Raw genomic sequence first — 20,130 nt, 5'->3', positions numbered from 1 at the left:
ATCGGCTATTTCTAGCCTAGCAGGGGAGTACGGAGTAGGCCGTGAGCGTAGCCGAATGGGAGTAAGGAGTGGGGGAGAAGAGGGGACAAGGGGGAATTATTAAACAAGTTTCTCCCTTGTCTCTTTCCCATGCCCAATACTTCTCTTCTTAGGCTGCGCCAACAGTGTCAACGCTACTTCGACCCTTCTCTACGAGACCCTTCTCTACGAGACGCTGCGCGTAGCTTGCAACTCCTGCGGAGTACGGCAAGCTCAGGGCATCGCGCTACGCGTAGCTTGCTTCCACGAAGTGGTACGGCAAGCTCAGGGCAGGCAAAGTCAGTACAAGTGCCCAATGCCCCATGCCCACTAACGCAATGATTCAATGGTTGGTGAACCATCAGCTTTGATCCAAGCAATTTGGGCTATGCTGCGATCGCGTGCATATTGGCGAATAGCGTCTGCATCCCTTCCCCCCAAATCAATTTCTACCCGCACCAGATCAGTGGAATCTCTGAGTTTTTGCGCGTAGGCAAAGGCAAAGGCGTTAGCACTCACCGTCTCTGGTGCTACCAACCAGTTACTAGCTGGGGTTATCTGTGGTAATTGCTGCGTAGACAACAGAACTTGGTATAAATCTTCGATATTGAGTCCAAAACCAATTCCGGGTATGTTTTCTCCTTGGGGATGATATAGCCCCAAAAGCTGGTCATAGCGACCACCCCGCCCTAAAACTCTGGTTTGGGATTCGGTATTGTTAACAACTTCAAAGACGATACCAGTGTAGTAATCTATGGTTTGAATCAGGCTGAGATCAAGGATTAACGGAAATTTTTTCTCTGATTCCAGTAATTTTACTAGGGATTTGAGGTTATTTATTGCCTGTCGCTGTTCTTCATCTAGATCTAAATTCCTAACTTTTTGTAACACGTCTGCACTAGAGCCACGCAAATCCATCATGATTCGGGCGCGATCGCGTAGTTTCTCACTTAGAGGTAAAGTATCTATAGTAATGCGGTCGAGATGAGCGATCGCACTGCGAACTTTATTCTGTAAATTAGCCGGAAAGGCACTCAGGAGCGATCGGGTAATTCCCGCCTCACCTAAAATTAAATGCCATTCCCGTAAACCCAGTGCTGCCAAACAATCTGCAACTAACAGCAGTACTTCCGCATTCGCCAGCAATCCCCCAGCCCCTAACAACTCCACCCCAGCTTGATAAAACTCTTGCTGGCGATTATGCCTGCTTTCCCAAGTGCGGCGAAACACATTGGCATTGTAGTACAATCGTTGCGGATAAGTTACACCTGCCATCCGAGTCACAACAGTGCGAGCAATGGATGCTGTTAATTCTGGACGTAGCCCTAATTCATCATCTTCGCCATTTTGTAATTGAATCACCATCTGACGCTGGATTGCTTCCCCTGCCATCAGAGTATCCATCCGTTCTAAAGTCGAGGTGATAATCCGGTGATATCCCCAACGGTGAAACACCTGCTGTAACCGCTCTTCAATCCAGCGTTTTTTCTCCACATCCAAGGGCAATAAATCCCTGGCTCCCGATGCTGGTTGATACACCATTATTTTTTCTTCCCACCAAAGAAACCACCGAATAAACCACCACTACCAGATTTATCTGGTTGCTTATCTTTATTATTGGGGGATGAAGTCACCTTATGATCACTAGGTTGTTGTCCTAGAGCTTTATCTAATTTAGGTTTCCATTGTAACGCTGTGACGTCATTGGGGTCTAATTTTAGAGCGTTGTCAAAGTGAATTTTTGCCATTTTTAGCTGATTTTGCTTTAAATACACCATTGCAATTAAGCTATGACAGCGACTATTTTTAGGTTCTAGCTTTAGGGCATCTTGCAACTCTACTTTGGCTTGGGGAAATTGGTTTTTGTCAATCAAAGATTGAGCGCGACGAACATACTGTTCTACAATCGAGTCTTCTTTTAGTGCCGCTGGCTCTGGTAGTGTATTTGGCTGAGGCGTACCTGATTGGACTTTGGGTTGAGTAGGTGGCGGCGACGCTGCGGATGATTTGCCCGCACTCCGCATTAGATACACTAAATTCAACTCACTAACTTGGGCAATGACTTGTAGTGCTTGCTCTAAAGAATCATATTGGGTTTGGGCTAGTTTAGCGATCGCATTTTTATAGAAATGATCGACATTAGGTGTCTCAGCTAACTGTCTAGCCAAGTCAGTGTTTAGAGTTACCGAAGTAGACTCTTGTGCCAAGCGCTTGCCAATTTGGGACAAAATTACAATATATTCCGCGTGAGTGCGATCGCCACTAAGTTTTTCGTAAGCAGGGTTAACTAGCTTTGATAATAATTCATTCCCTAGCTGTTTTTGAGCAGCACTTTCAGTAAAACTACTGTCCGGGTGCAGACGGCGGGCGATTTGGAGATAGCGTTTGCGAATCTCTTTGACATCCGCATCAACTGGAACGCACAATATTGCGTGATGATCTATGAAATCATATTTAAATAATCCACGATCTATTTTGAAAGACATATAGAGCTCTTGCACCAAATGAGCAGTTAGATTCTTTCTAGTTTACTTCGGTTTATCAGTGATTCGTCAGTAGCAAATTGTCATTTGTCATTTGTCATTGGGCATTGGGTATTGGGCATTGGGCACTTGTACTGAGCGAAGTCGAAGTATTGGGTATTGGGCACTTGTACTGACTTGTACTGAGCGGCGTCGTTGGCGCAGCCTAAGAAGAGAAGTAGCGAAGTCGTTGGCGTAGCCTAAGAAGAGAAGTATTGGGCATTGGGAAAACACTTTCTTTCTTCATCCCCTTGTCTCCTTTGTCTCCCTCATCCCCCACTCCCCTCACACCCAAGCTGACAATGGCGGAACTCGTAAAAGTTCGCTACTGAGAGAGTCATGAATATAACTATTTGTGGCGAGAATTCTACCTGACTCAATTTTGACGGGAGTACCATCATAGGCGGTGACTTTGCCCCCGGCTTCTTGTAACAAAATTATCCCGGCGGCAATATCCCAAGGAGAAAGCCCACGTTCCCAGTAACCATCGACACGTCCACAGGCAACATAGGCTAAATCTAGCGATGCTGAACCACTACGTCTGACTCCTTGGGTAAGATGAGTGAGGTGACTAAATTCTGCGTAGTTGTTATCAGATGTTTCGCGGCGATCGTAGGCAAATCCTGTCACTAGTAGGCTCTTACTCAGTTCAGATGTTAGCGAAACCTTGATGGGATGACGGTTGCGGGTTGCTCCCAAGCCAGCAGCAGCACGAAATAGTTCATTGTGAAAAGGGTCATAAATTACACCAACTTGCGGAACGCCATTAATTAACAGCCCGATGGAAACTGCAAAAAATGGGTATTGATGAGCGTAATTGGTTGTGCCATCTAGAGGATCTATTGCCCAAAGGTATTCATTCTCTTGATTACCTAATTTCCCTGATTCTTCAGCGATAATAGAGTGCTGAGGAAAGTGGCGGCGCAAAATTTCTAAAATCAACTCCTCTGAGGCTTTATCAGCAGCAGTGACTAAATCACCAGGACGTCCTTTTTCAATAATTCCGTTTTCTAACTTACCCAAGTAACCTTGCAAAACGACACCAGCAGCTAAGGCCGCTTCCGTAGCAATATCTAGAAAAATTTGTAGATTAGTCATTAGTCATTAGTCATTAGTCATTGGGCATTAGTCATTGGGCATTAGTCATTGGGCATTGGGCATTGGATTATTCCCCTTGTCCCCATTGTCCCCCTTGTCCCCCCACTCCCCAACTCTCGCCCTCAGCACTAATTAAAGATTTTGGCGGCGAAACTCGGCGGGAGTGAGGCGCATGGGTTTTTCTGGGTTCCAGATTCCTTGCCCCATGAGTTTAGCCCATTGTTGGGCACGTTCTAAACGCTGGTCATATTTGTGGTTAGGCGATCGCCCCACAAACATTGCATTCCCTTGTTTTACCAATTCTTCATTAAACAACACCTTATTTTTCCACACATAAGCTAGAGTTCGCCCGATTTTGTCTTTTGCTTCTAAATCAAACTCCAGCGTTACCGATTCTTCTGCACCACCAATTAGATCCTCTAACTGTTCTTTTGCTTGTTCCCCCCAAGGGCGCTGTCGCAAATCTGGTGCATCAATACCAACTAACCGCACTTGGGAAATCAAATTTGGTTGTTCAGCCATGCCTAACACTTCCAAACTTTGCCCACTAACTACCCGCGCTACTTTTACCTCAGCCTGATTGTTTGGCAGCTGGTTTTTACCTTGGCAACTCACCAAGAGCAATAAGCAAACCAAAAGCGCTATTTTTCGCACCCAGTTACCAAAATGTACAGGCATCAGAAATTCGGTGATTTGGAATTGTTTATATGAAACACTCGGTAAGCGTAAAACTCAGTCCCTTCAGGGCTGAGATATGAGATATAAGTGACTCATGCGACTTTAGTCGCCTACTTTTTGCTACAATGATTTTAGCAGGAAGGGTAATTAACCTGTCTAAAAACCCAATTGCTGCCTAAAACGCAGACTCTGTACCTTGACAACTGAACGCCACTTGCTACAACGGGGGGAACCCCCGCAACGCAGTAGCTCATCTATGCGGTTCTACTGCATTGTTCTAGTTTCCTCCTCTCAGTAGGTAAAAGATTCATTATGAGCCACTCTTGTTGCACCTGGCGTGGAGAGTCCCACCTCTGGACTAGGTAACGCAAGGCATCTAGTCCAGAGGTGGTCTCGTTGAACCAAGAATCTGAATCACTTTAGTGACTGAGAGTGTCAATCCTCATCTAAGGGTAAACCCGCTTTAACTCTCCCCCTAGCAAAATAGCGTCCAAACTGGAGTTCATAGACTTCATCTTCGTCTTGTGTCTCCACCTCCAAGTCAGAACGGGGATAACTCACACACAATAAGGCATAACCTTGCCGACGTAAATTTGGCGACAATCCGATCGCCTCTGGTTGGTAAATTTCTCCTGACAACACTCTCACAGCACAAGTGGTGCAAGCCCCGTTGCGGCAGGAAAACGGCAGTTCCACCCCTTGTTTTTCGCCAGAGTGCAGGATGTAGCGGTCTTCTGGCACTTGTAGGGTATATGTTTTGTCAGTGGCGCGATCGCGAACTCTAATTGTGTATGTACGGGACATCTGGATTTGCATTTTGGGATTGGGACTTTCAGATTCAATCTAAAATATCTTTCTTTATCTTTGCATTTTCTGTGATTTTATAGTATTATTGTAAATCGTGGCACCTGGAGAGGTGGCCGAGTGGTTGAAGGCGCACGCCTGGAAAGTGTGTTTAGGGAAACTTAACGAGGGTTCGAATCCCTCCCTCTCCGTTCTCAAACCTAGTTCAAATATATAGTTTGAACCAGACTTATACAAATAGTCCGGTTTAAAAAATAGCAGAATATATTCTTAAGATTGCTTTGAAGGTGCATTAGCGTAATCCTATTCTTACAGCTATTTTCAGGTAAATAGACCACGCGGTAGGGGCACAGAAAAAGTTCATTGGTGTCAACTTAAGCCAAAACCCCTTTCAAACTTCGTTTTCAGCCTCTGGCTGGAAATGGTGCTCGTTGCGGCTCTGCCGCAAGTCTTGAGGCGGAGCCTCTCGGAATGTATTCCCAGTCTCCGACTGGGAACGAGACAATCTTAAAAGCTGCTTATAGACTGGCTTTCACGTTAAGTTGACACGTATGAGCATTGCTGTGCCCCTACGAGAGATGTGGTTGAAATACATGAAAACTGCTGTAAGCAAGCTACGCACAGCGTCGTGTTAAATCTGACTGGTAAATTCAATACAGAATCTCGCCGGAAGTAACATTTGTTTATTCTTAAATCATAGTCGAGGCACTTTGTCAAGTCGCCAAACTCCTACTTCAGTATAGCGACAGCCTGATGAACGGATCGGGTAAATTAAGATAAGTAAAGAAAACGCTTTGACCCAAATGGCAACTCTAAGCTTAAAAGAAATTTCTACTCAGTTAGAAAGTCCGAATTTACGCGATCGCATGGTAGCACTTGCGAATCTGCGTCATGTTTCGGCCGAGGATGCAGTCCCTTTGATTAAAAAGGTATTAGACGACGAATCTTTACAACTGCGATCGATGGCAATATTTGCTCTTGGAATCAAGCCGACACCAGAATGTTATGCAATTTTGGTAAGAATTCTCGTAAATGACCCAGATTATGGTATACGCGCTGATGCCGCCGGTGCATTAGGGTATTTGGGTGATGCTAGAGCCTTTGAAGTGCTTTCACGGGCGTTTTATGAAGATACTGATTGGCTAGTACGCTTTAGTGCAGCCGTTTCTCTAGGTAACATTAAAGATCCCCGTGCGCGTCAAATTCTTCTTCAGGCATTGGATAGCAAAGAAGTAGTATTGCAACAAGCTGCAATCTCTGCGCTGGGAGAAATTCAAGACATTGAATCTGTCGATCACATCCTGCGCTTCGCTCAATCAGATGATTGGTTAGTCAGGCAGCGTTTGGCTGAAGCCTTAGGAAATCTTCCCACTCCTAAGAGTATCTCAGCTTTGAAATATTTGGAAAAAGACAATCATTTCAACGTTGCTGAGGCAGCCAGGATTGGACTGAAGAAGCTTGAGAAAATAGGCAATCAAGCTTAATATTAAAGTTTCCTGCTACGTTTTAATAATAATTAAGTGGGAATTTTAGCATTTTGATACAGGATAATTTCATTCATGAATATTGAAGAGTTTTTTGAGTTAAGTGCTGGTAAATGGTTTTCTCATCGTACTAGTCAACATTTGGCTTTTAACCAATCTGAAAGTAGCAAGTCAGATATCATCATTGAGACGCTGACAGTAGATGATCCAGAAGTGATCAAACTGTGTCAACAGTACAAAATTAATCTTAGTTCCGCCTCTTGTGCTGCCAAAATTACCTGGAACGGCACAATGGAAAAGGGTCAAGTAAAACACAGTGGTTCAACTGTGTTAGTTTCAGTACCTGATACAGATAATCCGGCGCAAGGTAAGTTACTGCGAGAAATAGTTGATGCTGATAAAACTCCAGTTGCCGGACGCTATAAAATTGATAGTGATGGTGCTTTGATTCTAACTACAGAGGATGAAACCATGAGTTCTGAAGAGCGCCTGTGGTTTGCTAGCCCTAATTTGCGAATGCGGGCAAATGTCCTCAAGAGTTTTGGTGGATTTAGTATCGCTTCTTTTACTTCTGAGATTCGCATGGGTGGTTTTCCACCAGCCGCGAAGCCTTCCGAGGCGGCTAATTCAGTATCTAGTTAGTTGTAATACAACATATTCCCCCTGTTTCTAGGGGGAATTAAGTTTAATATTTTTTATAAACTAAAATCAGGCTATTGTATAATACTGTTTATAATCTACTATAAAAAATCCCAACCAATAGTTAATTTCATAGTGTGAAAAAAATGCATTAGACGTAGACATAGGTTGGGTGGAGCGGAAGGTAACCCAACATATATCAGGATGTTGGGTTACGCAAAGCCTCCACCCAACCTACAATTTTTTTGCAACATTTTAGGCAAGAGGGTCCACTACAAGACTACCGATATTTTTTCAGAAATCAAATATAATTCCTATATTTCTCTCTCTGGCGTTAATACTTTTTAAATTTGCAAAAAGTTAGCGATCGCCTGCGGTAATGGCAAAACAATTATCATCAACAAAGCGATTGCCAATAATCCCCAAATGTCACGTCCATTATCCAATTCAGTCACATCATTCAGCGCCGGCTCATCAATCAACGGCATAAATAATAAGATAATCGCCCACAACAAAAATTCTTCCCGAACTAAAGAAAGAAATAGCAACAAGACACGAGCAATTTGACCAATTATAATTGCAGATCGTTGTCCAAACATCGCATGGATAATGTGACCTCCATCTAGTTGTCCCACGGGCATTAAGTTTAACGCCGTTACAACTAGTCCCAGAAAACCAGCAACTGCAACTGGATGCAGATCAAGGGCTGATTTTGCTGTTAACTGACTTCCCAAGGCTAACTTCGAGAGTAGCGCCAGTAAAATTGAATACTTGGGATTAAGCGCCTCAAGATTCAAAAGTCGGGTTTTTTCATTCAGAGAAACCACGTCAGAATGGGCCAAGCCCCATATTAGTAATGGCAAGGTAACAACAAAACCTGCAATTGGCCCAGCGATACTAATATCAAATAAAACTTTGCGGTTGGGAATAGGACTACGCATCTGAATAAATGCGCCAAAAGTTCCCAAGAAGAAAGGCACGGGAATAAAGTAAGGCAACGTCGAGCGAATATTGTAAAATTTAGCTGTCAAATAATGCCCAAGTTCATGAATACCCAAAATAGTCATCAGTCCTAAAGCATAGGGCAATCCTTTGAATAGGACATCTGGGTTAGATAGAAGGTTGAACAAAGAGCCAAATTTCCAGATAGGCCCAAGAGAAACACCAGCATTTTCCACTCCTACCAAGGTAGTAGTTACCAAAGTAGCTACTAGTAGCAGAAGCGCTAATCCTGGTCGAGTTAAACGTTCCTGGTCGCGTTGTGGTGTATTTCTCTCTTTAGCAGCTTGAGTGTTAGGAACCAGCACAAAGAAAGGTTTGTCATTTAAACCTTCTTGAAAGATCAGCACGAAGCGATCGCCAAATTGTGCTTCAATATTAGTCTTAATCTGCTGGTAGGCATTGCTGGCTTTAGTTCGCAACTGACCACGGCAAATTACAGCTTGTGGTCGATATTCAATATTTTGAACGTAGTATACAGACCAAGGAAAACAATTTCGCAGTTGAGTTTCTTCCGTTAGCTCGATGGGACGCACTATTGGTTCTGCGGGAGGCTCGATAGTCGGCTGTGATGCAGAGGCTTGGGCTGGGGCTTCGGTCTGTGTATCTCTTGGCGCTTGACGCCCCCATTGAAACAACGTCCAGTACAATACAGTGGAGACAAATAACGACGAAATAATCAGCGCTGGTGGCGGAGCTTGTTTGGCCCCATACATCAGCGTCCATCCACTCAACAAAAATGCTGGTGTCATTAAAACCAGCCATAACAACCATACTGGCGTCCGGGTGATTTGAGCGACGCTGTGCTGCACCATTAGATAAGTAGCTAGCCCCAGTAGGAGGATAAACAAAAACCAAAATTCCATATTATCTTCAGTAATTTGGACAAAACGCCCCACCAGTAGCTTCAGCACCATAGCATTAACTACAAGGCAGACTTCAAACCCCAATTTTATTCACAACGGTTAACAGCGCTGGTTAACGCTGAAGTTGCAATTCTTCAGAATTTCCACACTGTAACAAAATTATCCACAACTCCTGAATTTCGGTTCTTTTATAATGTGCCCTTTACCTCAAGTGCCAAGTCATAGAACTAAGCCACCACGGGCTGTCTTCCCTGACGAAGTTCCTAGCGGAGGTTTTCTGCAATCGGACTTCGCACAAGAGAGCATTTTTGCCTTTCCACCCAATCGGGACACATTAGGAGGAACCTCTTATCTTATTGTAAGAAATGAAGGCAATATCCTCATAGATTGCCCTGCCTTAGACCAAACAAATCAAGATTTTTTAAGAGTGCATGGAGGCGTGCGTTGGTTATTTATCACCCATCGAGGCGCTATTGGCAAGACAGCTGAAATTCAGCAAATCTTTGGCTGCGAGGTGCTGATTCAAGAGCAAGAAGCTTATTTATTACCAGGGTTAACCGTAACTACCTTTAGGCAGAAATTTACTCTTGATGCCGCAATACAAGTGATTTGGACATCAGGACATTCTCCTGGTTCATCTTGCCTCTATTACACTGAGCTTGGAGGTATATTGTTTTCTGGTCGCCATTTAGTCCCTAACCAACAGGGTCAACCAGTACCATTACGGACAGCGAAAACCTTTCACTGGCCTAGGCAAATTCAGAGTCTTCGATTCTTGTTAGAAACTTTTACATCGGAAACTCTTTGCTACATATGTCCGGGAGCTAATACAGGCTTTCTCAGAGGTAAGCGATTCATAGATCAAGCTTATCAACACCTCGCCTCTCTGGATTTACCCAAAATCCTTGGTAGGCACAATTCATGAATTCTGCCTACGTAATTTTAACTCCTATGTCTAATGGTAAGGGAATGACTGAATTGACTGGGAACAAGGTGAACTCCTTACTCCTAACTTTTGTACAGACGCGATTAATCGCGTCTCTCCTAACTCCTGTACAGACGCGATTAATCGCCTCTCTCCTAACTTTTTACGCCTTTCCCGCCATCACCGAGTTTTTAACCAAAAGTTCCACTGCTGCTTGATATTGCAAATCCGCTTCGGTGCCAATCTGTTCGCGGTTAATGGCTGCTTGGGAAATCACTTTATCTGGCTTAATACCTAATTTGTTAATATCCCGATGTTGAGGAGTTTCATACTTAGCAATTGTCACTGCCAAGCCTGAACCATCTGATAATTCAAATAAGGATTGAATTAAGCCTTTGCCAAAGGTGGTTTCACCTACCAACTTGGCGCGATCGTTATCTTGGAGTGCGCCGGCGAGAATCTCGCTGGCACTGGCTGTTCCTTGATTGACTAAAATCACCAGAGGATCCTTTGTCAGGGCTGGACCAAAGGCTTCAAAACTACCCTGAATGCCTTGTCGGTTAACAGTGTAGACGATGGTGCCGGAGTCTAACCACAAACGGGCGATTTCAATTCCTGATTGCAAGAGTCCTCCAGGATTATTTCGCAAATCCAGAATGTAGGCAGCAGCGCCTTTTTTTTCTAGACTAGAAATAGCGTGTGCCAATTCCGTTGAAGCGTTGGCATTGAATTGAGTCAGTCTAAGGTAGCCGATGGCTGTACCTTCAGTGGAAACACGTAATTCGGAAACCACAGGGTTAAGAGCAATGCGATCGCGTGTAAGTCTAATTTCCCTTTCTGCCTCTCCGTCGCGTTCGATCAAAAGAGTAACAAGGCTGCCACTAGTGCCGCGCATTTTGGTCGCAGCTTGATCAAGGGTGAGATTTTTTGTAGAAACGCCTTCAATTTTGAGAATGCGATCGCGTGGTCTAATCCCGGCTTTATCTGCTGGTGAACCGGCTATGGGAGCCACTACTTCCAACTTTCCAGTCTCAGGATTCAAGGCAATTTGCAATCCTACCCCAGTCAGTTCCCCAGAAGTATTGACCTGCAAGCTGCGGTACTGTTCTGGATCTAAAAAGCGGGTAAAAGGATCATCGAGGCTCTTAAGCATCGTCCCAATTGCCATATAACTGGCATTTGAGTCCGTGAGCGGCTTCTCCAGAACCTTTTGCCGCACAGCTGCCCAGTTTTGATGATTAAACGTCTCATCTAGATAAGTGCGATTAACAATTCGCCAAACTTCCGAAACCAGCTTTTGTTCCGTTGTCAAAGCGACCGCCGGCTCGGTGAGCGTACCCAACGCCAACCAAAACGCCATTAACAATGAAAATCCAACCCGAAAGACTTGTTTATTCATGAACCCCATTATCAATTTCACCTCAACCCAAATTGCCTAGAAATGCCCACTTCCCCTGTTGTTGATGAAATCTATCTCTCGATTATGTTACTTTTTTTATAGAAGTGGTGCATTTTTCTCATCTAGTTGTTCAGTCAACTGAGGTATCGTATCCACTCACCAAAGGATAAAATCTACTTTGTGTCCACCATTTTCTGTGTAGGGGCGTAAAGAGATCGCAATATATTCCATCTTTACAGAGTGTAAAGTTTCTGAAGTCTCTTAGCACGCCAAAAGCTGACAAGCTTTCCAAAAAAAACTCACCTTTACGAAAATCCCAAAATTGCTAATTGGGAGAGAAGTCTGAGCGAAGGCTTCTGCCGATTCAGAACTTCGAGATTTATCAACCGCAACCGATTCTTAGGGACTTGAGATTGTATGGCCAACGTTTACGACTGGTTTGAGGAACGCCTAGAAATTGAGGCGCTCGCTGAAGATGTCACTAGCAAGTACGTCCCTCCCCACGTCAATATTTTTTACTGCCTGGGTGGAATTACCCTGGTTTGCTTTCTCATCCAGTTTGCCACTGGATTTGCCATGACCTTCTACTATAGACCAACAGTAGCTGAAGCTTTCTCCTCAGTGCAGTACATCATGACTGAAGTAAACTTCGGTTGGCTAATTCGCTCCATCCATCGTTGGTCTGCCAGCATGATGGTATTGATGATGATTTTGCACACCTTCCGGGTTTACCTGACTGGTGGTTTCAAAAAGCCCCGCGAATTGACCTGGATAAGTGGTGTCATCCTGGCTGTGATTACCGTTTCCTTTGGAGTCACCGGCTATTCCCTACCTTGGGATCAAATTGGCTACTGGGCTGTGAAAATCGTTAGCGGCGTACCAGAAGCAATTCCCGTGGTTGGCGTTCTCATCTCCGACCTGCTGCGTGGCGGTTCGAGTGTTGGTCAAGCAACACTAACTCGTTACTACAGCGCCCACACCTTTGTACTGCCTTGGTTGATTGCAGTCTTCATGCTGTTTCACTTCTTGATGATCCGCAAGCAAGGCATTTCCGGTCCTTTGTAATATCAGCCATTAGTGAAAGGCAATATTTCTCAGTTTTCAGATCAAGACTAGAGTTGCCTAGTAGCTGATAGCTTTCACAAATGCTTTAATTTAACTTAAGCAGGAGAGCATATTTCAAAATGTCAACACAAAAAAAACCTAATCTGAGCGATCCTCAGTTAAGAGCCAAACTCGCTAAAGGCATGGGTCACAACTACTATGGTGAACCCGCTTGGCCTAATGACCTACTTTACGTGTTTCCTATCGTGATCATGGGTTCCTTCGCTGCAATTGTGGCTCTAGCTGTGCTAGATCCGGCGATGAACGGTGAACCAGCAAATCCTTTCGCCACACCATTGGAAATTTTGCCGGAGTGGTACTTGTATCCAGTCTTCCAACTTTTGCGATCGCTCCCTAACAAACTTTTAGGAGTGTTAGCAATGGGTTCAGTACCAGTCGGACTGATTCTCATTCCCTTTATTGAGAACGTCAATAAGTTCCAAAACCCCTTCCGTCGTCCAGTTGCAACCACAGTATTCCTCGTTGGTACCCTTGTCACCCTGTGGCTCGGTATTGGTGCTGCCTTGCCATTGGATAAATCTTTGACCTTGGGACTATTCTAAATTAGTCACCAGGAAGTGCTTTGACGCCTGTGAGTTTCAAGAGCAGATGCAGATGTGCTTTTGAAACCAATCAACAGGCGTCAATTTTCATAGTTGAGATTGCATCTGGGATTTTAAGTTTTGGATGGAAAAGCTATTCCCAAGTCTCAAATCACCAAAAGTCAACAAATACAAACATTTTTCACTTACTTAACGTAAGTTGCTAGTTACAACCCTCGAAATGCCAAAATCGATGATGTTTTGTATTTTGGTAAACAGAATATCTCAATTAAGATTTTTCTATATCAGAGAAATTTTGCACTATTGGCAAAATTTAATAACTAGCAACTTGGGTTTACTTATATTTAACTCACAGTTAATGTTTAGCATAGTGCAGCAAGACCATCTGACGGTTAAGAGCGAACTCAGTCTCCTAAACCAGGTGCAAGAATGGTTCGAGCAATTTTGTCTGCAACATTTGTCTCAACTTGGCTGGTCAAAAACCCAACTTGATCGCCTCAATTTAGCATTAGCAGAAGGCTTTACCAACGCTGTTCGTCATGCTCATCATGCTTTACCCCCGGAAACAACCATTGAGATTAACGTTTATCTCTGGATTGACCGACTAGAGATTAGAATTTGGGATTATGGAAAACCTTTCAATCCTGATGCGATCGCAGAGCCAGAGCCAGGTACACTGCAAGTAGGCGGGTATGGATGGTTTCTCCTGCGGCGGTTAGCTGACCGTGTTGTATACGAACGTGGTGCAGATGGGAGAAATTGCCTGCTCATCGTCAAATACTCTGTAGAAGCACAAACGTAAAACTGAAGCAGTCAAGGGTTGGAAGCTGCTCGGTAATATTTCTGTAAATATCAGCAGATGTCTGGATTATTACCTAGATTTTACCCAAACCATGCCTTTCTTACTATAAAATAAATCAGCTTGGGACAATATAAAAAATGAAGCTAAAAATAGAGGTATTTAGTGCTAGTGAATTAGTAAAAGAATGGGGACGGCGAATAAATACGAGAGCGGCTTACCCCCATAAATAAATTTAGGGGCTTGCACGCCGCGACTTATTTGGTCAAAAAGCGGTGCGATCGCGCCCTGACCGCGAGTGTTGTAAATATTTATTGATTATATATCCATATATATCCAAGTGTGGTAATATAGGTAGATAAAATTTAAATATCATCAAGAAAGGTAGTCCCAGCGGCCTTTGGTTTAGCGATAGAGGGTATTGCAGTTTACCCATTCCGAGTAACACCGGGAAAAGTAGCGATTTAGGACATTTGTCTATAAAGTTATTAACTGTAAATCATCTAATATGGCTATCACTAGAGCGACAAAAAACCTAAAATTAGGTGATAAAGTTAAGAAAAAAACTAACCATGTCTTCGTGTTTTTAGAAATTTTTGCCCAGGAAGGTGGTATTCAATCATATATAAAAGATATTTTTCGCGCCTATGTGGGATTGAGGCAAGGTTACAAAGCGGAAGTATTTTTGCTACGAGATAATCCTGATAGCTTAAATCCGTTTGAAGAGGAGAACTTAAAATTTCATTACTTTAAAAATCAGTCTCCCGATTTAGGAAGACTGCAAATGGTAGCCGCTTTACTTAAGTGTTTGTTGCAAAGCCGTCCGCAGCAAGTTTTCTGCGGTCATATTAACTTAGCAGTATTAGTACAAATTCTTTGTCAGCCCTTAGGGATTCCTTACACCGTGCTAACTTACGGCAAAGAAGTTTGGGAACCGCTCAAAAATCAAGAACATCGCGCCCTGACATCAGCAGCTGGAATTTGGGCAATTAGTCGCTACAGCCGCGATCGCACTTGTCTTGCTAATAGTCTAAACCCGAAAATGGTAGAGATGATGCCTTGTGCAATTGATGGGGATAAATTTACTCCTGGTTCCAAACAGCCAGAATTAGCAAAGAAGTATGGCTTAACTGGTGCTAAAGTGTTAATGACAGTAGCGCGGTTATGGTCAGGGGATATTTACAAGGGTGTAGATGTCACGATTCGGGCATTACCACAAATCGCTCAAGTTTTCCCAGAAGTGAAATATTTGGTAATTGGTCGTGGTGATGACCAACCGCGATTAGCTAAACTGGCAAAAAATTTAGGTGTGAGCGATCGCGTCGTATTTGCTGGTTTCGTTGCGACAGAAGAATTAATCGAACATTACCGCCTTGCTGATGCCTATATTATGCCTTCGCAAGAAGGCTTTGGCATTGTTTATCTGGAAGCAATGGCTTGTGGAATACCTGTATTATCCGGTGACGATGATGGCTCTGCTGATCCCTTGCAGGATGGTAAACTGGGATGGCGAGTACCACACCGCAATCCTAATGCTGTAGCAGCAGCTTGTATAGAAATGCTTCAAGGGGATGACCAGCGATGTGATGGAGAGTGGGTACGAGAACAGGCGATCGCGCTGTTTGGCCTAGATGCCTTCCAACAGCAGTTGCAAAAAATACTTCTATCCTCAGTAATCAAGTCAAAATGACAAATGACAAATGACCAATGAGTAAAATCGCTATCCTAGAAGGAGAGCAGGACGACATTTAAAAAATGAGCTTTAAGTCATTTCAATTGAATCTTTTAAATCTCCGCCCTTGGCTCACCCTGCTGGCAGTTATTTGGTTACTGGCATCACTGGGCTTGGGTTGGTTGGTTAATTCGTTGCTAATTATTTTCGGGTTGCTGTTTTTGGCACCCATTGTGGCTTTTTTTGGCTTTCGTTGGTGGCTGCAACGCAACTTGATTGCTGATCAGTGTCCCGTCTGTCGATATGAATTTACAGGTTTAAATAACAGTCAGTTGCAATGTCCTAACTGTGGAGAGTCACTGTTAGTCCAAAATAGTCATTTTCAGCGCTTGACACCAGAAGGCACAATTGATGTGACTGCTGTCGAAGTTCCAGCCCAATCACTGGAAGATTAGTCATTAGCAAAGAACAAATATTTCTCTACCAGAGGCTACGCCAAGGGCAACGTCTCACAGTGAGCCCTTCTCTACGAGACGCTGCGCGAACGGCAAGCTCAGGGTAATACCTGTCGAACTGCTCAGTACAACTGACTTATAATTATTTATTTTTTTGCGAGATTGAGAGCGTGTAGCTATACTCTTGTTTGGATAGTTCGCCCACATGCAGCGAGTATCTTCCTGCCTGCCAGAAACCAGAAAGTTCTGACTTGCCTCCAGAGTAACTATCTGCTAGTACACAAAAGCGCCCCCCAGGTCCGTCAATCAACAGCGTTGGCTTCCCTTGACTCTCTACTGTTAATCGCAAATAAGGTAGTGACTCTGTAACCTGAATAACTTGATTGGGTTCAGCGCTAATATTGCCACAATTACTTTTGACAGTTCCGCCAGACTTTCCGTTCAAAACCAGTGGATCTGGTTGTAAATTCTGATGAATTTGGATTGTTGGTGTCTGTGCTAAATTAGCCTCAGTAAAAACCAAACTCATCGCCAAAGCTGTGGGAAGAATTGCAAGTAGCCTAAGCGTCTTCATTTTAATTAATGCTCCAGATTTTTTTAGAGCAATATTGTTATGCAGTAGTGATTTAATAGACGACAGCAATCCGTCTTGGTTCCAAAAGCCGCTGTATAAAGCAATACCATTTATTCAGGATTGGTTGTGAAGATTTAATGGGTTGTAGAAACCATCAATCGTGCAAATTATCTATATTAGGTGGCACTTCTGTACCAAAATATTTCACCCTACTAAGACTTATGCATTCAAAACCTGAAACCTCGATCCCCCTTAAAAAGGGGGAGATATGAAAGAGCCAACTTTATTAATTAAAGGGATTGGGGGATCTCTTATGCGTAAATCCTACCTAGATTCCGCACTTGAATCCATAACAAGCTAGTATTCTAAAAATCATCATAATAAATTTTATTTGTCCAGAAAGTTCTTGCACGCACAGACATTAGCTAAAATCACTAAGACAACCACCAAAAATAGAATTTGGTTGGTCTGTTGTTGAACAAGTGACTTAGCTGAGGGATAAAAAATTGATGAATCCTCAACCTGAAGAAGACTTACAGCGTCGCCTCAATAAGCTAGAGGCAGAGATTAATTCCCCACCGGGGGTAGTTCCACAACCACAAGAACAAAAACAAACGCCTCAGTCTGTTTTTGGGAACTTGAACTTGCAACTGGAGCGATTTCAGATTTGGTTTAAGAGCTTATCTGGGGCGAAAAAGCTGATAGTTTCGGGTGTGACGGTGCTAGTGGGCTTGGCGATGCTGCAAACAGTGTTTAAACTGGTTGCATCTGTAATCACTCTGGCACTTTTGGCAGCGTTAGTGTATGTTGGATACAAATTTTTTGTCTCTAGTAGCTTTCAACGTAAGCAATAAGTTGATATGCATTTGCTTTGCACTCTGCCCGGAGTCATGAAAGTCAGGAGCCAGAATACAAAAGGCTCCTGACTTATAACTCCTAAATTCTATTTCAATATGCTTTTCTTTTTGCCGATTAGCTTAGTCTATTTTAATTGTGCCGATCGCGGCGTAGAAATAATATCAAAGGGAATTATGCGATGACGACACCAACTGTCAGGAGAACTAATAATCAATCTGGTCAGTCAAAAGAACCGGAAAAAGCCAAATCGCTGTTGCTAGCAGGTAGGCGGTTTGCTGCTTGGGCGGCTGAAATCACACTAGTAGTTGCCAGTGGGTTGATTCCCTTTGGTATTGGTGTCTATGCCAATTCTCGAAGCGATCTGAATCGAGTGCCGCTTAACCCCGTGCTGATAGTAACCCAAAGAGCGATCGCCAGACCCCTGGCTCTGCCTGTGAGCTATGGCATCCCTAACGTTGCATGGCCGACTAATATTTTATGGACAATCGCCCTGTTAGCGCCTGTAACTCTCTCGTGGTGGCAATTATATTTACTAGCTAAGACTGGTAGCACAATTCCTAAACGTTGGTTAAAAGTGCGGGTTGTGAACGAGCAAGGGAAGCCGCCCGGATTGGGGGCAGTTGTGATTAGAGAAGGCGTTGGGCGTTGGACTGTACCAATTTCCATCGCTTATCTGCTGTGGCGCTACAGCTTTGCTTTTCCGAATTTAGGATTATTCACATTTTTGTCTTTGTTAATGATTGTGGGTGAAGGGATAGGCTTACCGTCGCGCCGGGGGCGTCGCGCACTGCATGATCAACTTGCAGGTACTTATACAATAGATGGACTCTTACTTAGAAACAGACAAGCTCAGTCTGCTGGCGGTAATGATCAAGCAGAAGAATGGCAGGAGGGAGATGAAGAATTAGCGGCAGCCCAAACCAATCAGTCGCCGAATCTGTGGCGGCGGATACAGCAAAATCCTAATCTAATTTTGTTTGGGGTAGGGCTGACGAGCATGACTGCTGTGTTAGCAACTTTAATTGGCACTCAAGTTTATATCCAAATTCAACAATCCCAGCGAGCAACTAAGCAAATCAACAGCCAACAGTTCCTCGAACTTATCAAACCATTGAGTCCCAACTCTGGGGCGACTAATGAACAACGCCAAAGTGCAATTCTGGCTATTGGTGGTCTTAATGACCCACAGTCTATTAAATTTCTGGCGGATCTCTTGGTTAGCGAAACCAACCCCAGCCTCCTGGATACAATTCAACAAGCTTTGACAACTGTCGGGCCTCAAGCCATCCCGGAACTAAAAAATAAGAATCAGTTTTTGGTTAGCGAATTGGAGTCTGTGGGTAGCACTGCAACCGAAGAACGGGAATTGCGGCAAGGGCGACTACAAAGAAATCAGGGGACGATCAACAAGATTCTCTCTGTTTACAGTGGTAAAACCGATGGCGTTGACCTTAGTAGCATCCAATTAGGTCAAAGCGGTACTCCAGGAAGTTCCTTTTTCAACTTGGTGCTAGACAATATTGATTTATCAGGAGTTAAGTTAAAATCTGCAAATCTTAACCAAGCCAGTTTAAAGGGTAGCCGCTTTCGGGGCGTGGGTGAAGATGGACGCTGGGATACTTATGACGATGCGATCGCTGATTTAAGCCAAGCTCAGTTGCAGCAAGCCAATCTTACTGATGCTAACCTCAGTCGCGTCTTGATGAACCGTACCGATTTGAGCCGCGCCACTCTCAACAAAGCCAACTTATCCAACGCGCGTCTATTTGAGGCTAAACTCAACAGCACCCAACTAGTAGGAGCCAATCTGCAAAACGCAGTTTTGGAAAAAGCCAGCTTAACTGGAGCAGATTTAGGCGACGCCAACTTGAACGAAGCCAATCTGTACGCGGCGCGTTTAGGTCGTGTCAGTGCTATAGGAACACAATTATCCTTTGCCAACTTAACTAACACTGATTGGCAAGGGGCAGATTTATCAGGAGCCTATTTGGATCGTGCTAATCTCAGTAATGCTAACTTGAGCGCCACTCGTCTAACTGGTGCTGTTTTGCGTTCTGCCCAGATGGAAAACGTTAACTTGCAAAATGCCGATCTGAGTTTTGCAGATTTACGGGGAGCGAATGTCGCCGGAGCAGATTTTAAGGGGGCAATTCTCGCCCCTAGCAAACAAGATCCAGCAGATCAATTTGTCCAAACCCCAGATTTAGGCTCAGTATCTGCCGTAGTCCAAGGGGTTGATTTTTCTCAAGCCAAAAATTTAGATTCCAAGCAATTAGCATACATTTGTACTCAAGGAGGCATTCATCCGCGTTGCCCGTAGAATTGAGAGGGGGAGCAGGGGGACAAGGGAGACAAGGAGAATAACCAATGCCCAATGCCCAATGCCCAATGACAAATGACAAATGACAAATGACAAATTGGTGTGAGGAGTTCGGTTATGAAGTATATTCAATATTTGGTTTCAGTTTTAGGGGCTGGCTTGGTCTTGAGTCTGGCGAGTACTAAACCAGTGCAAGCTCAAGTAGCCTATGGCAGTTATATCGGTATAGGCCCCGCTATTGGTATTACCGATGGTATCCAACTCGGAGGGGTGATAGCGGGACGCTACAAGCTTTTGGAAGCACCAATTTCACTCCGCGCCCAAGTGTTAATTGGTAATAATACGGCAGTTGT

At 44.0% G+C, this 20,130-nt stretch carries 20 protein-coding genes, 1 tRNA gene and 1 pseudogene; 13 read left to right on the top strand and 9 right to left on the bottom strand.

The window, feature by feature from the left end:
• Positions 1 to 129 precede the first annotated feature (129 nt).
• Positions 130 to 360, top strand: a complete 231-nt coding sequence (locus ACYTXL_RS13385) for a hypothetical protein (protein WP_461925175.1) — start codon at positions 130 to 132, stop codon at positions 358 to 360.
• Here the strand turns inward: ACYTXL_RS13385 and ACYTXL_RS13380 are convergent.
• The 6 genes from ACYTXL_RS13380 to ACYTXL_RS13355 all read right to left on the bottom strand — a co-directional run bounded on the left by ACYTXL_RS13380 (position 349) and on the right by ACYTXL_RS13355 (position 5,120).
• Positions 349 to 1,560 carry an ATP phosphoribosyltransferase regulatory subunit gene (locus tag ACYTXL_RS13380; protein WP_461925174.1) on the bottom strand — a complete coding sequence of 404 codons (1,212 nt, stop codon included), beginning with the start codon at positions 1,558 to 1,560 and terminating at the stop codon, positions 349 to 351. The genes ACYTXL_RS13385 and ACYTXL_RS13380 overlap by 12 nt on opposite strands.
• Complete coding sequence (locus ACYTXL_RS13375) at positions 1,560 to 2,504, bottom strand: J domain-containing protein (RefSeq protein WP_461925173.1); 945 nt, start codon at positions 2,502 to 2,504, stop codon at positions 1,560 to 1,562. The genes ACYTXL_RS13380 and ACYTXL_RS13375 overlap by 1 nt, the downstream gene beginning before the upstream one ends.
• Positions 2,505 to 2,591: 87 nt before the next feature.
• Positions 2,592 to 2,774, bottom strand: a complete 183-nt coding sequence (locus ACYTXL_RS13370; RefSeq protein WP_461925172.1) for a hypothetical protein — start codon at positions 2,772 to 2,774, stop codon at positions 2,592 to 2,594.
• 51 nt (positions 2,775 to 2,825) lie between these two features.
• Complete coding sequence (locus ACYTXL_RS13365) at positions 2,826 to 3,638, bottom strand: inositol monophosphatase family protein (RefSeq protein ID WP_461925171.1); 813 nt, start codon at positions 3,636 to 3,638, stop codon at positions 2,826 to 2,828.
• A gap of 132 nt (positions 3,639 to 3,770) precedes the next feature.
• Positions 3,771 to 4,316 (bottom strand): thermonuclease family protein, encoded by a 546-nt coding sequence (locus ACYTXL_RS13360; RefSeq protein ID WP_461925170.1) that lies wholly within the window; start codon positions 4,314 to 4,316, stop codon positions 3,771 to 3,773.
• 435 nt (positions 4,317 to 4,751) lie between these two features.
• A complete protein-coding gene (locus tag ACYTXL_RS13355) occupies positions 4,752 to 5,120 on the bottom strand; it encodes a 2Fe-2S iron-sulfur cluster-binding protein (RefSeq protein ID WP_461925169.1) in 369 nt (122 codons plus the stop codon).
• A 106-nt stretch (positions 5,121 to 5,226) separates the two neighbouring features.
• Here ACYTXL_RS13355 and ACYTXL_RS13350 point away from each other — a divergent pair.
• The 3 genes from ACYTXL_RS13350 to ACYTXL_RS13340 all read left to right on the top strand — a co-directional run bounded on the left by ACYTXL_RS13350 (position 5,227) and on the right by ACYTXL_RS13340 (position 7,246).
• A tRNA-Ser gene (locus ACYTXL_RS13350) sits at positions 5,227 to 5,311 on the top strand.
• Between the two features lie 612 nt (positions 5,312 to 5,923).
• Positions 5,924 to 6,604 carry a HEAT repeat domain-containing protein gene (locus ACYTXL_RS13345; protein ID WP_461925168.1) on the top strand — a complete coding sequence of 227 codons (681 nt, stop codon included), beginning with the start codon at positions 5,924 to 5,926 and terminating at the stop codon, positions 6,602 to 6,604.
• Between the two features lie 75 nt (positions 6,605 to 6,679).
• Positions 6,680 to 7,246, top strand: a complete 567-nt coding sequence (locus ACYTXL_RS13340; RefSeq protein WP_461925167.1) for a phycobiliprotein lyase — start codon at positions 6,680 to 6,682, stop codon at positions 7,244 to 7,246.
• A gap of 341 nt (positions 7,247 to 7,587) precedes the next feature.
• Here the strand turns inward: ACYTXL_RS13340 and ACYTXL_RS13335 are convergent, their stop codons facing one another.
• Entirely contained in the window at positions 7,588 to 9,108 is a 1,521-nt protein-coding gene (locus ACYTXL_RS13335) for a site-2 protease family protein (RefSeq protein WP_461925176.1), read from the bottom strand.
• Positions 9,109 to 9,301: 193 nt separating this feature from the next.
• On the opposite strand from ACYTXL_RS13335, the gene ACYTXL_RS13330 reads away from it, so the two are divergent.
• Positions 9,302 to 10,033 carry an MBL fold metallo-hydrolase gene (locus tag ACYTXL_RS13330; protein WP_461925166.1) on the top strand — a complete coding sequence of 244 codons (732 nt, stop codon included), beginning with the start codon at positions 9,302 to 9,304 and terminating at the stop codon, positions 10,031 to 10,033.
• A 163-nt stretch (positions 10,034 to 10,196) separates the two neighbouring features.
• Here ACYTXL_RS13330 and ctpA read toward each other — a convergent pair whose 3' ends face one another.
• Complete coding sequence (gene ctpA, locus ACYTXL_RS13325) at positions 10,197 to 11,441, bottom strand: carboxyl-terminal processing protease CtpA (RefSeq protein WP_461925165.1); 1,245 nt, start codon at positions 11,439 to 11,441, stop codon at positions 10,197 to 10,199.
• 408 nt (positions 11,442 to 11,849) lie between these two features.
• Between ctpA and petB the strand changes: the two genes are divergently transcribed.
• From petB to ACYTXL_RS13300, 5 genes are all read left to right on the top strand, one after another.
• Positions 11,850 to 12,497 carry a cytochrome b6 gene (gene petB / locus ACYTXL_RS13320; RefSeq protein WP_461925164.1) on the top strand — a complete coding sequence of 216 codons (648 nt, stop codon included), beginning with the start codon at positions 11,850 to 11,852 and terminating at the stop codon, positions 12,495 to 12,497.
• 119 nt (positions 12,498 to 12,616) lie between these two features.
• Entirely contained in the window at positions 12,617 to 13,099 is a 483-nt protein-coding gene (gene petD, locus ACYTXL_RS13315; RefSeq protein ID WP_461925163.1) for a cytochrome b6-f complex subunit IV, read from the top strand.
• A 358-nt stretch (positions 13,100 to 13,457) separates the two neighbouring features.
• Positions 13,458 to 13,901, top strand: coding sequence for an ATP-binding protein (locus tag ACYTXL_RS13310; protein WP_292802088.1), 444 nt, complete (start codon positions 13,458 to 13,460; stop codon positions 13,899 to 13,901).
• Between the two features lie 505 nt (positions 13,902 to 14,406).
• Complete coding sequence (locus tag ACYTXL_RS13305) at positions 14,407 to 15,588, top strand: glycosyltransferase family 4 protein (protein WP_461925162.1); 1,182 nt, start codon at positions 14,407 to 14,409, stop codon at positions 15,586 to 15,588.
• A gap of 65 nt (positions 15,589 to 15,653) precedes the next feature.
• Positions 15,654 to 16,025, top strand: a complete 372-nt coding sequence (locus ACYTXL_RS13300; RefSeq protein WP_461925161.1) for a hypothetical protein — start codon at positions 15,654 to 15,656, stop codon at positions 16,023 to 16,025.
• A gap of 142 nt (positions 16,026 to 16,167) precedes the next feature.
• Here ACYTXL_RS13300 and ACYTXL_RS13295 read toward each other — a convergent pair whose 3' ends face one another.
• Positions 16,168 to 16,599, bottom strand: a complete 432-nt coding sequence (locus ACYTXL_RS13295) for a hypothetical protein (RefSeq protein ID WP_461925160.1) — start codon at positions 16,597 to 16,599, stop codon at positions 16,168 to 16,170.
• Positions 16,600 to 17,108: 509 nt separating this feature from the next.
• Between ACYTXL_RS13295 and ACYTXL_RS13290 the strand changes: the two genes are divergently transcribed.
• The 3 genes and pseudogenes from ACYTXL_RS13290 to ACYTXL_RS13280 form a co-directional block, all read left to right on the top strand.
• Positions 17,109 to 17,453 carry a hypothetical protein gene (locus tag ACYTXL_RS13290; protein WP_461925159.1) on the top strand — a complete coding sequence of 115 codons (345 nt, stop codon included), beginning with the start codon at positions 17,109 to 17,111 and terminating at the stop codon, positions 17,451 to 17,453.
• A 182-nt stretch (positions 17,454 to 17,635) separates the two neighbouring features.
• A complete protein-coding gene (locus tag ACYTXL_RS13285) occupies positions 17,636 to 19,777 on the top strand; it encodes a pentapeptide repeat-containing protein (protein ID WP_461925158.1) in 2,142 nt (713 codons plus the stop codon).
• Between the two features lie 117 nt (positions 19,778 to 19,894).
• A pseudogene (locus ACYTXL_RS13280) lies at positions 19,895 to 20,130 on the top strand (hypothetical protein); the annotation flags it as partial.

The sequence above is a fragment of the Nostoc sp. genome, assembly GCF_054880495.1.
This window is presented reverse-complemented; position numbering and strand designations above follow the sequence as displayed.